9 protein-coding genes are annotated in these 15,644 nt (G+C 32.5%); 1 reads left to right on the forward strand and 8 read right to left on the reverse strand.

The features are described 5' to 3' along the window. Positions 1 to 129: 129 nt before the first annotated feature. The 8 genes from QLS71_RS09365 to QLS71_RS09400 all read right to left on the reverse strand — a co-directional run bounded on the left by QLS71_RS09365 (position 130) and on the right by QLS71_RS09400 (position 12,789). Complete coding sequence (locus tag QLS71_RS09365) at positions 130 to 1,173, reverse strand: Gfo/Idh/MocA family oxidoreductase (protein WP_308991023.1); 1,044 nt, start codon at positions 1,171 to 1,173, stop codon at positions 130 to 132. 39 nt (positions 1,174 to 1,212) lie between these two features. After that, positions 1,213 to 2,607 (reverse strand): Gfo/Idh/MocA family oxidoreductase, encoded by a 1,395-nt coding sequence (locus QLS71_RS09370; RefSeq protein WP_308991022.1) that lies wholly within the window; start codon positions 2,605 to 2,607, stop codon positions 1,213 to 1,215. A 25-nt stretch (positions 2,608 to 2,632) separates the two neighbouring features. After that, positions 2,633 to 3,997 (reverse strand): glycosyl hydrolase family 28 protein, encoded by a 1,365-nt coding sequence (locus QLS71_RS09375; RefSeq protein WP_308991021.1) that lies wholly within the window; start codon positions 3,995 to 3,997, stop codon positions 2,633 to 2,635. Positions 3,998 to 4,145: 148 nt separating this feature from the next. After that, positions 4,146 to 6,059: a RagB/SusD family nutrient uptake outer membrane protein gene (locus QLS71_RS09380; RefSeq protein WP_308991020.1), complete on the reverse strand. Its 1,914-nt coding sequence runs from the start codon at positions 6,057 to 6,059 to the stop codon at positions 4,146 to 4,148. Between the two features lie 14 nt (positions 6,060 to 6,073). Then, positions 6,074 to 9,523 (reverse strand): TonB-dependent receptor, encoded by a 3,450-nt coding sequence (locus QLS71_RS09385; RefSeq protein WP_348636543.1) that lies wholly within the window; start codon positions 9,521 to 9,523, stop codon positions 6,074 to 6,076. A 173-nt stretch (positions 9,524 to 9,696) separates the two neighbouring features. Beyond that, positions 9,697 to 10,890: a FecR domain-containing protein gene (locus tag QLS71_RS09390; RefSeq protein ID WP_308991018.1), complete on the reverse strand. Its 1,194-nt coding sequence runs from the start codon at positions 10,888 to 10,890 to the stop codon at positions 9,697 to 9,699. 97 nt (positions 10,891 to 10,987) lie between these two features. Then, a complete protein-coding gene (locus tag QLS71_RS09395) occupies positions 10,988 to 11,542 on the reverse strand; it encodes an RNA polymerase sigma-70 factor (RefSeq protein WP_308991017.1) in 555 nt (184 codons plus the stop codon). 317 nt (positions 11,543 to 11,859) lie between these two features. Beyond that, positions 11,860 to 12,789: an AraC family transcriptional regulator gene (locus tag QLS71_RS09400; protein WP_308991016.1), complete on the reverse strand. Its 930-nt coding sequence runs from the start codon at positions 12,787 to 12,789 to the stop codon at positions 11,860 to 11,862. A gap of 347 nt (positions 12,790 to 13,136) precedes the next feature. On the opposite strand from QLS71_RS09400, the gene QLS71_RS09405 reads away from it, so the two are divergent. Continuing rightward, a complete protein-coding gene (locus QLS71_RS09405) occupies positions 13,137 to 15,641 on the forward strand; it encodes a right-handed parallel beta-helix repeat-containing protein (RefSeq protein WP_308991015.1) in 2,505 nt (834 codons plus the stop codon). Positions 15,642 to 15,644 lie beyond the last annotated feature (3 nt).

A 15,644-nucleotide genomic window follows, 5' to 3' on the forward strand; every position in this document is an offset into this window, starting at 1 on the left:
TACAAAATAATAAAATTAAACGATTTTAAAATGTGGAATGAATATAATTCAATTATAGCGTCTTACCATAATTGTTATTTTACAAGATATAATCATGTATTTGTAATAAAGAAGGTGATTTCTGCTTTTTTATAATTCTATGATTCTTTTTTCTTTATTACTTTTTACAGCGGCTTCAATAATTTTAATAACAAGGGTGCCATCTTCGGCAGAAACTGGTACGGATTTATTATTTCTAATGGCTTCATAAATACCATTGTAATATTCCATATAATTTCCTTGTAAAGTTGGAATGTGTTCTTTTATTATTTTTCCATCCTTTTCGGTGTGTAGTAGCCCTTTTTCTGAATCGGGTTCAATTCCCCAATTTACTGTATTTGGCTTTTTGTCTGCTTGAAGTTCTTTTTCTTGAACATCAGCTTTTGTTTTTATAAACGATCCTTTAGTGCCATGTAGAATGTTTCCTGGTAAAGGTTCACGAACATAGTAGCTTGATTTAAGGATGACGCGGTGTGAAGGGTAGAATAATTTCACATCGAAATAATCGCCCACTTTTGAATTGGGTCTAAAGGAATCTAAATCTGCATTAATAGATTTTGGGATGCCAAATAATTGCAATGCTTGGTCTATTAAATGCGAACCTAAATCATATAAGCTTCCTACGCCTTCAGTTGGTGTTTCTTTGTGCGTTTTATAGCTTAAAGCAGGATCGAAACGATCATAATGAAATTCTGCTTCTACAATATCACCTAATAAACCTTCATTTAAAACTTTCTGTACCGTTTTGAAATCGCTATCGTAACGTCTATTATGATAAACCGATATCAAAACATTTTTTTCTTTTGCTAATTGAATTAAGGCTTCGGCTTCGGCAACTGTTACTGTAAAAGGTTTTTCTATCACCAAATGTTTACCGGCATTGATGGCTTTTTTTGAAAAATCGAAGTGAGTAATATTGGGAGTGTTAACCACAACTAGTTCAATATTATCATCGGCTAACATATCATCTAAAGAACGAAATGTTTTAATTGAAGGATAGTGTTGCTGTGCTTCGTTTTTTGTTCTTTCAAAAACACCGTATAAATTAAATTGAGGGTTTACAGAAATAAAAGGCGCATGAAATACATGACCGCTCATACCATACGAGCACAAAGCCGTGTTAATTGGTTGCATAAAATTGATTTTCAAGTTTTGTTAAAAATACAAATAATTTTACGTTCGATTAGCAGAAGGTTTAATATCTGTTAAACTTGCAATTTTAATTGGTGTGTTAGACTCTATACTTTTTCTAGCAGCAATGCCTATTATGGCGGACATAACGCCGTCTCTACTGCCAGCAGCTCTTTCATACGGGTCTTTTTCGTTTGGTGTTTTAAATATTTTATCGTGTAAACGCTTGTCGCCACCACCATGACCGCCTTTTTCAGTTGGTACTAAAACGGTGTCAAAATTTTTCCATAATTTGTGAACAATTATTGATTCGGTGTTGGCTTCTTCCAAAGCATTTTGTTCCATTTCTTTAGCATGCATTTCTGCTTGACTAATTTCTGTTTTGTTGTTGTATGGTATATCTAATGATGCCTCAATTCGGCCTTCGGTACCATTAAAAGCTAATCTCCAGCCCTCAAATGGTGAGTAAGTAGTTAAGGAATAGTTTACTGTAACATTATTAGCGTATTGAATTTGAGCCGACATTTTATCGTAAATATCTATGTTTTCTCTAAACAAGCAATTGTCTCTTATATAACCATCATGCTTTTCGTTAGCAACGTATAAATCCATCATACGTTTGTCTTTTGTAATATCCCAAAAATAATCGCAGTTGGTTTTATGGTCGCAAGTTCTACAATTAGTGCCTCTAAAAGGGCCGTTGGCACCATAATGGTCTAAACTTCCATATGCATAAACCTCTTCGGGGTCTGAATTAATCCACCAATTTAAAAGATCAAAATGATGGGTTGCTTTGTGTACCCAAAGGGAGTTGCTGTGTTCTTTTTCACCATGCCACCTTCTAAAATAAGAAGCTCCATGATAGGTATTTAAATACCAATGAAAATCGACTGAAGTAATTTTTCCAATAGTATTGTTAGCTAATAATTCTTTAATTTTTGTACTGTAGGGACTCCATCTATAATTAAAACCAACGATGAGGTTTTTACCCGATTTTTTTTCAGCATTTAATATAGCCTGTGCTTTAGTCTCATCAGTTGTTAATGGTTTTTCGGTAAGTACGTCAAAGCCAGATTCCAGTCCTTTAATAATGAATTCGTGGTGGTTAGCATCTACAGTAGTTACTATTATTAAATCGGGTTTTGTTTTTTTTAGCATGGCATCAAAATCAACAAAAGTTGGACAATTAGTACCAATAAATTTTTTTGCAAATTCTAAACGTCCAGGATTTATATCACAAAGCCCTACAAACTCTAAAATATCTGAATACTCATCAACCAATCGTTTTCCCCAAAAACTAGTACCTCGAATACCTGTTCCAACTAAAACTATTTTAAGTTTTTTAGATATTCCAAAATGAAATGAACTCACTGGAAAAGCGCTATATGCCGCTAACATACTAAGGGATGCTAGAAAATTACGTCTTGAATTTTTCATGTTATTGAGTTTAATGTTAGGTGGTTTAGTTGGTGTTTTTAATAGTAACGTTTTTAACGTTATTTTGTATTAACCACGGACGAGCATCTTTTGATTCTGTGGTAGTTTTACAATTTATAAAAGAAACTTCATCGGTATGTCTGATAAAAAAAGCATACGCATTTGTGTTTCCAAATTTGCTTCCTTCAGGATATTTACCATCATATTCCATAACGGTTTGATTGGTTGTTTTTATGCCGCCTTTTAGGTTGAAATCTATATTTTCAAAAGTTATATTTTGAATGTTATGACCAGGTATTCCTGTAATGATTGAGGGATATTGCTGTGTGAAATTATCTCCTTTAATGTTTTTAAAGTTAATGTTTGAAATAGTTCCTATTCGAGGATTTCTGTCGGGTACTGTTCTTTTTCTGTCAGCTAAAAGAATAAAAATAGCATGTCCGCAATTAGTAATGTTAGTGTTCTTAATATTAATGTTATCGATTACAGCACCATCCATAGATTCGATGACTATAGCGGAATTTTGATATGCATTTTTAAGAGTTAAATCTGAAATTTCAAAATTCAAAAAACTACCTAATCCATCGGTTCCTAATTTAAAACAATTGCCCGCATTCACATTTAGTTTATCTATGGTGCATCTTCGTACCACAATGTTTTTACAACCAAATTCGCTACCACTTTTAAAACAAATACCATCGTCTTCAGACTCTATAAAACAATCTTCAATTAAAACATCATGACAGTCTACTATATCAATACCATCTCTATTTGGAGTTAAATTCCCTGTATTTACTTTGATATTTTTAATAGTAATATTTTTAGATTCTATATAAACTTGAGTCCAACAAGCAGGTTTAATGAGTTCAATATTTGAAACAGTTATATTTTTTGCTCCCACAAAAGCGAGAATGGAAGGTCTGTCTTTTTCAGTACCCAATTCTTTAACATGCATCCAGGGTTCATAATCACCTTGGCCGTTAAGGGTTCCACCTCCGGTTATTATCACATTTTCAACCTTATTACCATAGATTAGCCTTCTTTGGCAATCTTGTAACATACGGTTTGGATATTCTGTTTCTATAAGATGATGTGGATAATGAGCTTCATCATCAGATTTAATACCTAAAATAGTTGCTGTAGAATCAATATTTAGGACCATGTTGCTAACAAGTTTGATTTGCCCTGTTAAAAAAACTCCGTTTTTAAATAATACGGTACCACCATTTTTTGTACAGGCGTCTATAGCTTCTTGAATTGCTTTTTGGTCGTTGGTTACTCCGTCTCCTTTAGCGCCAAAATCGCGAACGTCGTAAATAGGTTCTTTTATTTGAGAAATAACATTTTGGGTGATAAGTAATAGTATGCCAAAAAATAGATGTTTATGCATTTTTGTGATTTGAAGTTTGTAAATTAGACTAGTAATTTAGCAAAAAAAAAGGGAATACTTCAAATTAAATTGTAGTATTCCCGATTTTGCATTAGAAGGAATTACATCTGCTTTTCGATCTAATTAACTAAACAAACTAAACAAAACTTTAATATCCATTTGTACCAAATTCATCTGCATTACCTATAGCGTCAAGGAATGCTTGAGGAATTGGTCTTAAAATATGCTTATCATCAACAAAATTTATGATATCTGGGTTTGTTGTATTAAGATAAGTATTATTGAGTTTACCAAATCGTTTTAAGTCTTCCCAACGCACTTGTTCTCCTGCCAACTCCCGTGCGCGTTCGGCTAAAATAAAATCGAGTGTAACCTCATTATCAGGAACTACCATGTCGTTTTGGCGACTCGTTATAGCTGCACGTTTTCTTATGGTATTAACATAACCAGCAGCTGTTGCCTGATCATTATTCACTCTAAGTGCAGCTTCGGCTGCTAATAGATAAACATCACCTAAACGAAGAATTGGAATATCTCCAAGCCATCTTTGATTGTTATAAATCCAGTGAATAGATGATAATTTATTAAAAGAAGGATAACAATTTTTATAATAAGCACCTAAAGAGGAAGACGCATCAGTTACCCATTTACCACTAGCATCAAACATTTCATCTGGAGTAACGAGAAGGAATGGTGATGAATATTTTTCACTAGCTGTCATTGGGTAATTTGGTGTAAACATAGAAAGTCCATCAAGGTATCCATCAGAGTCGTCATCTACCATATTAACATTACCTGAAGCATTTACTGTTGGTTGATAAACAGTTCTTCCGTCATAATATACTTCGCCATTGTAATAAGTGGCTGCTGTGTTTTTTATAATATGACCAGCTAATGCAGGGTCTTTACCATATTTATTCAATACGTCGCTACTAATTTCAAAATCAGACCACCTAGAGTTGTAATATTCTGTAAAGAACGTGTTTTCAAAACGTGTATCTGCTGGGTCTTTTTCGGGAGTAAAAATCTCTGTTAATAAATATTTCGTTGGTTTATAACCTCTATCGTTCGCTCTTCCATACCATGAGCAATTTTTTTGTGTTGTACCCCATTCTTCTCCAATATACCTCAAGTCCATTAGGTAGTATTGACGTGTACGTCCTCGGTTAGTTCCATCCGCATTCGCTCTCGTCTCATCATTGGGATCAATAGACTCTAAAAACAAAAACTCTTTATTACCTTTATTATTTGGACCATCCCACAATTGTGCATATCCCGATTCTGTAGCAGTGCTTTCCCAAAGACCGCAACCATAGGCCACTTGATTATCAATCAGATCTTTTGCAACAGCTAATGCTTTTGCAGCATAAACAGTTTCGTCACCTAAACGGGTTCTTTGAAGATAAGCTTTTGCAAGCATACCAAGTGCGGCTTTTTTTGAAGCACGACCTTTTTCAGCACCCTGAGAAATAGGAAGGTGTTCTGCGGCAAATTCTAAATCACTAAGTATTAATTCGTAAAATTGAAGTTCGGTACTACGAACAGGGAAGTTTTCCAATTCTGGATCAATTGATGAAGGTAAAGTACGAAGTACCACACCGCCATATTGTTCAACAATTTGTAAATACGACCAGCCTCTAATAAAATGAGCTTCTGCTACTTTCTCATTTCTTTTTTCTTCTGTATAATCAGTAACCTGATCGGCATAATAAATAGCTAAGTTGGCGTAGTTAATAGACGCATAAAAACCTTGCCAAAAATTTTTGTTAAAACCATGATTGGTATTTAAACCACTATTATACTGTGCATGTTCTGTGTATTTAGACTCAGCCCACCATAAATCTGTGCCCATTTCAAGGGGCCCAATACCATCTATTTTACCATAGAAGTAGTACAAACTATTGTAAGCATAGTTAATTACGCCTTCATACCCTACGACTGAGGTGTAAACCAAATCAGTATCTTGAATGTCTCGATTCACTTCATCTAAATCACATGAAGCTGTTAACAATACTATAAATAGTACTGATAATGTTCTTTTTAAATTCAATATATTTTTCATCTTTCTCAATTTTTTTAAAATGATACATTTAGACCAAAAACCATTTGTTTGTATAAAGGAAACGAATCAGAAGCTCCTGATTCAGGATCTAACCCATCTAATAAGTGGCTTTTAGCAATAATTAATGAATTATAAACGGTACCGTAAACTCTTAAATTGGTTAATCCAATTTTACTTGTTAAATGTTCAGGAAGTGTATAACCAAGTGTAATATTCTTAATTTTAAAATAAGAACCATCTACAATACTAAGACCTTGAACAGGTTCAGAATCACTTGTACTTCTACTAATATAAGGTCTTGGAAAATCGTTTGTTGGGTTTGTTGGTGTCCAATAATTGTATATGTCAGGGATATTACGACTTCCATATTTCATATATCCTAGTAATTCACCATCAATCATTTGGCCATAACGAGCTGTTGCAAAAATACTTAAATCAAATGCTTTGTATACAAAAGTATTTTGCAAACCGGCAGTCCAATCAGGGGCTTTATGACCAATAATTTGTTTGTCTTGATCGCTTATTGCATAACGGTCAGAGGCAGTATATGTTTCTTCTGTAGTAACACCTTCACTATCGGTTACAGTTCTAGTCCATACGCCTTCAGATTGTCTTGTTAAAGTCGACTCAATCTTCACATCACCAGGTTCTAAACCAAATACGGCAGCATCAGCTTCCTCTCCTAATTGCCAGATCCCCATTTTTTTATAATCATAGAATACCCCCCTTTGGTGCCCTATGAATAAATTAAGTGCAACTAAATCTTCAACCTCTACGTTTCCTAAATCAACTTGAGTTACTTTTTCTGTGTTTTTAGCAAAAGTTAAGGTTGTAGACCATTGAAAATCTTTTGTTCGAATATTTGTACTATTTAATGTTAATTCAATTCCTTTATTATTCATTGCAGCAAGATTGGCATTCTGACTAAATGTTGTCTTTGGACCTACGCCACCAACGGTTGAAGGAAGAGGTCTATCCCAAATCAAATCTTTTGAATCTGTATCATAATATTCTATTGCACCATAAATTCTATTGCGTAGCAAACCAAAATCAATACCTATATTCATGTTGTATGATTTTTCCCACCCAAGATTGTCGTTGCCAACAAATTCTGTAGGTATAAATGTTTGTACCTGTCCTCCTCCAAGATCTAATAAATCTGGTGCAGTATCAGTAACGCCGGAAAGTGATGTATAAGGATCTATATTTCTGCTTCCAGAAACACCATAACCAATCCGCAGCTTTAAATCACTTAGCCAATTAGCTTCACTCATAAAATCTTCATCAGAAATTCTCCAAGCGATAGCTCCAGCAGGAAATACATCCCATTCATTACCCTTTGTTAGTTCGGTTACCCCATCAGCTCTTACTGAACCGGTTATAAAATATTTGCCTTTATAATTATAATTTAACCTTCCAGCATAAGAAGAACGTTTACCCATTTCATAAAACGTGTTAAGAAAATGTGCTGGAGCAGCTTTTAAATTATACCATAAACTTTTGTCTGAAGTAAAGCCCGCACCTGAGGATTCCGATTTTTCACTTTGATTGTATGCATACGAAGTAATAAAGGTAGCTCCAAAGTTATGATTATCTCCAATAGCTGTTTCATAATTTAAAATGTTTTCCCAGTTATATCCATATCCTAAACCAGTATTATACCGAGCTGTTCTTTCTTCAGCAGAACTCCCTGTGAGTTTATAATAGGTATGATTACTTTCATATTCTCCAAAACGGCTGTTTGATAGCGTTACCCCTAAAATAGATTTAAGTGTTAAGCCTTTAGCCAAAGTGAAATCAATATATGGATTTGCTGTAATGATTGTTGACTTGTCACTATTTAAATAAGTACCTGGGATATTATTAGCAAGTACACTTGGCTCGCCAATATCCTGTCCGTTTCCTGTAGGATATAGATTAATTTGTCCATCTGCATTGTAAACATCACCAAGAGGCACTAATCCAAAAGCTTTGTTTACACGACTTCTATTTTGGTTTCTATCTTTGTATATTAACCCTGTTGTAATTCCAAATTTGACCCATTTTGCAGCTTGAATATTCACATCACTACGCATGGTATAAACGTTAATATCGTCTCCTGGGTAAATGCCTTCAGTTTTGTTATGACCCATAGAAAAGCTACCCTGTATTTTTTCATTACCTCCGCGTATAGAGAGTGTATTGTTTATTTGAATACCTGTTCTAAAGGTTTGATCTGCCCAATCAACATATTTTGAACTATCAATATATGGGTTAAGTTCAGAAGGATTTAACCCCCATCCGGTAAGTACGGCATCCCTGTCGTCAGGTGTAGGCAATCCAGACGCAATATACCCTTCTCTTAGATAATCTAGCCAAGCATCTCCTTGTAAAGGACTCGGATAAGAGGGATTGCTATTGATACTTATATAAGAATTAAAATCTACTTGAATTTTTCCCTTTTCTCCTTTTTTAGTTGTAATGATAATAACACCATTAGCACCCGAGATACCATAGATAGCAGTGGATGAAGCATCTTTTAAAACATCTATAGAAGCAATGTCATTGGGGTTTAAATTATTAATATTTCCTTGGATTCCATCAATGATATAAACAGGTTCACTATCAGTTTGTAACGACCGATTACCACGAAGTAATATACTGAATCCTGAACCAGCACGTCCATCATTACGAGTAATATCTAACCCTGCCACTCGACCTTGAATAGCTTCTATAGGACTAACTACAGGAGACATGCCTATTTCTTTACTTCTTACAGAAGAAACGGCTCCAGTTAAATCACGTTTCTTTACAGTACCATAACCAATTACAACCACTTCGTCTAGCACACCTGCGCTTTCTAATAAAGAGACATTTACATCTGTTTGGTTGTTAATCGCTACTTCTTTGGTAATAAACCCGACATAAGAAACAACAATTGTGGTATTAGGATTTGATACTTTTAATGAGTAATTACCATCAAAATCAGATTGTGCACCATTAATAGTGCCTTTTTCTATAATATTGGCACCTGCTAGAGGTTGTCCATTAATATCTGTAATATAGCCCTTTATGCTATATTGTTGGATATTTAATGCACTTACTTCAGAAATTGATTGTGTGTTTATTTCTTTTTTGTCTTTTAAAACAATTTGAGTATTTATTATTTTATAAGAGGTACTTGTTTTTTTAAACAAATCATTTAAAACATTTTCAATATTAACGTCTTCAGCTTTAATTGAAACTTTGCGTTTTAAATCCACAAATTTTGTGTTGTAAACAAATCTATATTCGGTTGTCGCCTCAATTCTATCTATAATTTTAGAGATAGGCGCATCCTCAACATTCAAAGTGATTGTTTGTGTGTAGCCTGTGTTTGCTAACATGCTAAAGAATGATATAATTGAAAAAAGAGTTGTTAATTTCATTTTTAAATCAAATTTTAGACAAAGCAGTTTTTTGTCTTTTCTATGAATTTTTTTCATATTTTTAAAGTGTTTAATTAGTGAATGACTAAATTTTAGTTATCACTTTATAATTCCGGGAAATGTTGGCGCATTTTCCGGTTTTTTATCCTAATTTAGATAATGTAAAGTGATTTTTCTTGTTAGTAATTGTGTAGTTTTTTTATTTCATATATTCAGTTTTTTATAATTAGTTAGTTTATGTAAATAATGTTGTTTTTTATGTTATATTTTATATTAAAACTATCATTGAAATAGCTTAATATGTTCTCTATTGGTTCGTCATTAAAATTGGCATTAAAGGTTTCATTTTCTAATAGCTTATTTGTAATAATAATTTTCTTATTAAAATGACGCTCCATTTTTTTAACTATATTCTTAAAAGGGATATTTCTAAAAAACAAACCTCCTTGCCTCCATGAGGTATATATTAAAGTGTTTACTTTTTTAGTTGTTATGTTTAAGCTTTCTTTATTAAGAGAGCCTTTGGTACCAGGTAATAGCATAGTCCCTTCTTTTATTGTTTGAGAATCTTTATACATTCCAACAGAACCTTCAACGAGAACAACTTCTGTATCTGTATCTTCAGTATATGCAGATACATTAAACTCTGTTCCAAGAACTTCAACATTTAAATTCTCTGCATTTACTATAAAAGGATGCTTAATGTCTTTAGCTACCGAGAAAAAGGCTTCTCCATTTAAAAATACTTGACGTTTTTCTCCTTTAATAAACTTAACGGGATATTTTAAAGAAGTACCTGCGTTTAAGTGTACATTAGTGCCGTCTGACAATTGAATTTCAAATCGTTTTCCATATGGCACGGTTAGAGTATTATAAACTAAGGTTTCTTTTTCAATGTTATTGTTGTATACAAGTTGGTTTCCCTTTTGAGTTCCAACTATAGTACCTTTGGTATCGACTAATTGTGTAGAACCATCTTCATTAATAATTTGAACAGTACCATTTTCAAACTGAAGTGTGATTTGATCTGAAGGAATAACAGCTTTTTCGTCACTACCAAAATAATCATTTTGGTAGAAATAGCTAATAGTTAAAAATATAATTGCTATGGCAGCATATTTTGAAATTACAGGGATTAATTTTATGTATTTAGATTTTGAAGTTGACTTTTTAGTTGTTACATCTTCTTCTAGTGAGTGCTTAAGTTTTGAAACTATATTATTCCATGCGGCGTCTTCATCCAGAATTTTAGCAAATTGTATTCTTCTTACTTTCTTGTAAATTTGTAAATGATCAATAAAAAATTGTTCATTTTTTGAATCTTCGTGCAACCATGACTTTAATTCATGGAATTCTTTTTCACTTATATCTTTAGAAATATAATTTGAAATAAGATTTGAAACATGGGAATTAATATTGTTCATTATTGATTTTAAGAATATGTTATTTTAACATTAATATGTTCTATATTAACTATAATAACAAAAAAACAAAAATGGGTGACAAAAAAAAGAAACTTTTTTAAACTATAAGTAGTAATATAATTATTCCTAAAACATTTCGAAGCTGTTTCAGGGCTCTTGAATAATGTGTTTTAACAGTATTTATAGAAATACCATGTTGTAATGCAACCTCTTTATATTTTAGATTATCTAATACAATAGCCTTAAAAACTTCTTTGCATTTTGTAGGTAAAGCCTCGATTTCAGTATATAATTTTTTCTTGTCTTCTTCAATAAATTTAATATCGATATTTTCATCAATTATTAATTTATTAACTAATTCTTCTATTTCTACAAAATGATATCTCGACTTTTGTTTTATTGCTTGGAGCGTGTTGTTTTTAACTGCTTTAAAAAGATAGGGGCCTATGATTTCATCAAAATTCAAGTAGAGTTTTTCATCCCAAAGTTTTATAAATAAATCTTGAACAATATCTTCAGCGATAGAAAAAGAATCACAATACTTTAGGGCATAAGTGCTTAGTGGTATGTAATATAAATCGAATAATTCCTTAAAAGCATCAGGGCTTCCTTGCTTGAGTTCTCTTAGGATTTTTAAATCATTCGACTTCATAATATATAAATATATAATTTTATTTATAAATTTCTATCCTCTTAGTGCTTAGGATATTAATTTTTAAAAAATCTTAATACCACTGGCTTCTTGTTCAATGAATAATATATCAGATTTTGACATGATACATTTTACATTAAAAGAGCCTTTTAGGAGTTATATAATTGCTTCGGTAACTTTGCTAAATCAGCAATTTTCGTATAACCGTCTTCTTGAAGAAGTTCTACAATTTTTTCGCACCGTTTATTTGGTAATAGTGCTATGTGGCAAAAAAACGAAAAAAAACGAAGATTTTAACAAAAAAACATATAAATAACTTATTTTTTGTATTTACCAGGGCTAATACCAATGCGTTGTGAAAAAGTAGAAGTAAAATGTTGTAAAGATGAAAAACCACAAGCAAATGCAATGTCAGACATATTCATGTTTTTATCATTTTTAATTAAATCAATAGCCTTTTCAATTTTTAGATTTATAATAAAACTATTTGGAGGATAACCGGTGTGTTTTTTTACTTCGTAAGTGAATTTGGTTTTACCCATACCAAACATGTATGCTAAATCATCAATAATCCATTTTTTGTTTAAATCTTTAGTAACAATTTGGGTTAATTTAATAATGAAATTGTCTTCTTCTTGAATTTTTTGTTCTCTAAGAGAAAGGTGTCTATGTAGATCAATAAATAGATTTTCAATAATGTTACCAACCATGATTTCAAATCCTTTTTCTTGATTAGAGAGTTCTTTTTGTAGTTCAATAAAGTATTTTTTGAAAGTTTTGGCTTTTTCAATAACGATGGCATTCTCTTTGGTTATCATCGTTCCCAATTTTTTCTGGAATTTTTTAGATAATTTAGTCCAAGACCCTAGTTTTAGTGGCGTGTCAAAATCATATTTGTCAGGTCTAATAACAATCCAGTTTATTTGACCTATATCCATTTTACCGGTTGGACTTCCGTTTAGTTGCCAAGGAGCAGTTACCGATAAATTATCTGGCAAAAGTTCTATTTCATTACCATCTACAGCCCATTTGTATTTACCACTATTTACAAAATGTATTTCAATACCGTCATTTAAATGAGGAAGCATGGTCTCGTCCATTCTAACTTTAGAGAATTTCATACTCCCAAATTGTCTAATATAAGGAAAGTGTTTTAAGGGCCCCAAGTTCTCTTGGTGCCACCAAATACCTTGATTGCCTGTTTTCTTTTTCTTCTCAAACGTATCAGGGTTTGTCGCGTTTTCCATTTCGTATTATTAAAAATTAGGTTAATTGAATTACTAAAAAGTGTAATTCTAATATTTTAAAAAATCATTTATAAAATTGACCATCGCTTAAAAATAACATTATTTTATTATTAAAATATGAATATTAGCTACCGATTAATAAAAGTGTGAATCTGTAACGCTTAATTTAAGTGAAAATTCAAACTAAAATTCTGTTACCAGTAAGAATTATAATGAACTATTGTGATGCTAAATTATTAATTCTTTATTTTATAAATATTGAAAATAAAATAAAATTCAAAGTTCAACTTTGTCGAAATAAAAACGTAAAGTTATTAACTTAAGAATTATAGCATTAAAAATAATAAATGAAGACAAACACTCATAACAACTACAAGCTAACAATACTTTTAATATTTATAATTATTTCTTTTTCCTCTCATGCAATTGAAATATGGGTAAGTGCTAAAGGCAGTGATTATAATTCTGGGACTAAAGAAAAACCTTTAGCAACCTTAAACATGGCTTTAAGAAAAGCTAGAGATATGCGTCGTTTAAACGATCCTTTGGTGAAAGATGGTATTCGTATTATTTTAATGGAAGGTGTTTTTTATTTGGATGAACCTGTTTTTATAAGACCAGAAGATTCTGGAACTGCTGAAAGTCCGACCATAATTGAAGCTCAAAATAACACAAAACCAGTTTTAAATGGGGGCTTGCAAGTTAAGAAATGGAAAAAAGCTCATGCTGTTAATGGTTTAAAAGTAGGGAATGTCTGGGTTTCTGACGCTCCAAGAAAAGCAGGGAGTATTATTAGTTTTAGACAATTATGGGTCAACGGAAAAAAAGCAGTAAGAGCAAAAAGTACTTCAGGTGATAAAATGGATAGAATTTTATCATGGGATAAAATCTCCCAAACCTGTTGGATTCCTTTTAAAGATAAGTCGGTTGAATTTCAACCTGGCATGGAAATGTTAATTCAGCAATGGTGGGCGATAGCTAATTTAAGAATCAAAGATGTAGAAGTAAAGGGCGACAGTGCAAAAGTGTATTTTGAACAACCTGAAAGTCGTGTACAAAGTGAGCACCCGTGGCCTGCTCCTTGGATTTCTAAAAAAACAGGGAATTCACCTTTCTTTTTGAATAATGCGATGTCTTTACTAGATGAACCCGGAGAATGGTTTTTAGATAAAGAAAATTCTAAAATTTATTATTATCCAAGAATAGGAGAAGATTTGGAGTCGGCTAAAGTGATGATTCCAGTTTTGGAAAATTTGCTAGAAATGAAAGGAACTATTGATATGCCTGTGCATCATGTGTATATTAAAGGTGTTTCTTTTGAATACAGTAACTGGACGAGACCATCGCAACAAGGACATGTGCCTCTGCAAGCAGGTATGTATATGTTGGATGCATATAAACTAAAAACACCTGGAACACCTGATAAAGCTGGTTTAGAGAACCAAGCTTGGATTGGAAGACCAAGAGCAGCGGTAGAGATTAATTATGCTAATAATATTCAGTTTCAAGAATGCTCATTTCAGTATTTATCATCAACAGGTTTAGATTTACATAAAGGTACCAATAACAACTTGGTGCAAGGGAATTTATTTAAGGATATTGGTGGAAGTGCTATTAACTTAGGAGTGTTTTCAGATGAAGCATTTGAAACCCATTTACCATATAACCCCAAAGATGAACGTGAAGTATGTTCCAACGAAACTATTGTAGATAATTTAATAACCAATGTTTCTAACGAAGATTGGGGATGTGTTGGTATAAGTGCGGGTTTTGTTAAAAATATTACCATTGCACATAACGAGATTTCCGATGTGTCGTACACGGGTATCGGCTTGGGTTGGGGGTGGACTAAAACGCAAAATGCTATGAAAGGAAACAAGGTCGTGGCTAATAAAATTCATCATTACGGAAAGCGTCTATATGATACGGCTGGTATTTACACACTGTCAGCACAACCTGAAAGTCGTATTGAAGAAAATTACATTTATGATATTTATCAAAGTCCGTATCCTCACGATCCATACCATTGGTTTTATTTGTATACCGATGAAGGTTCTTCATACTTCAATGTAAAAAACAACTGGGTTCCTGCAGAAAAGTTTCTTCAAAATGCCAACGGACCCGACAATGTTTGGCAAAACAATAATGCTTTTGTAGGTGAAACAATAAAACAAAAAGCAGGCATCAGACAGCCATATAAACATTTGCAAAAAGAAGTTGTTGTAGATACCGAATGGGAGTTACAAGAAATTCCACATTTTGCAGCAATAGAGTTGGTTGGTAAAGGTTTTGATGAGTCTAAAATTAAATCAATAGCCAAAAAAAATGGTGTTATAGATGCACAATTATACCAATGGAAAAATCATATAGTTTTATACGCACAACTAAACCATATAGAGCATTTAAAAAGTGAATTGGCTTTAGTATATCCAAAAGCAGAAATAAAAACATATAATACACCCGTTTATAATTTTAGCAAATTTGAAAGATGTGACAATTCAGAATTGGCTACAGAATGGAACCATATTGTATTAACCGCAAATTTGGTTGAAGACACAAAGCTTCAACAAGAATATTTAGATTATCATAAAACGCAGTTTGAGGAATGGCCTGAGGTAGCTCAGGGTTTTTGTAATGCCGATTTTCAACAATTACAAGTGTTTAAAAATGGACGCCAGTTAATGTTGATTATAAGTATTCCTAAAGGCAAAAGTTTAGATGAACTAAACCCGAAAACAACCCAAGATAATCCGCGTGTAAACGATTGGAATACACTCATGAAAAAATACCAAACAGGCATTAAAGGAACAAAACGAAATGAAACCTGGGTATTTTTAAATAAACTGAATTAGCCT

Origin of the sequence: Mariniflexile litorale (assembly GCF_031128465.2) — a bacterium.
GTDB lineage: Bacteria > Bacteroidota > Bacteroidia > Flavobacteriales > Flavobacteriaceae > Mariniflexile > Mariniflexile litorale.

Coding starts and splice junctions, on each gene's coding strand:
- QLS71_RS09400 (WP_308991016.1), bottom strand. CDS start 12,789: ATGGAAAACGCGACAAACCCTGATACGTTTGAGAAGAAAAAGAAAACA.
- QLS71_RS09395 (WP_308991017.1), bottom strand. CDS start 11,542: ATGAAGTCGAATGATTTAAAAATCCTAAGAGAACTCAAGCAAGGAAGC.
- QLS71_RS09390 (WP_308991018.1), bottom strand. CDS start 10,890: ATGAACAATATTAATTCCCATGTTTCAAATCTTATTTCAAATTATATT.
- QLS71_RS09385 (WP_348636543.1), bottom strand. CDS start 9,523: ATGAAAAAAATTCATAGAAAAGACAAAAAACTGCTTTGTCTAAAATTT.
- QLS71_RS09370 (WP_308991022.1), bottom strand. CDS start 2,607: ATGAAAAATTCAAGACGTAATTTTCTAGCATCCCTTAGTATGTTAGCG.
- QLS71_RS09375 (WP_308991021.1), bottom strand. CDS start 3,997: ATGCATAAACATCTATTTTTTGGCATACTATTACTTATCACCCAAAAT.
- QLS71_RS09380 (WP_308991020.1), bottom strand. CDS start 6,059: ATGAAAAATATATTGAATTTAAAAAGAACATTATCAGTACTATTTATA.
- QLS71_RS09365 (WP_308991023.1), bottom strand. CDS start 1,173: ATGCAACCAATTAACACGGCTTTGTGCTCGTATGGTATGAGCGGTCAT.
- QLS71_RS09405 (WP_308991015.1), top strand. CDS start 13,137: ATGAAGACAAACACTCATAACAACTACAAGCTAACAATACTTTTAATA.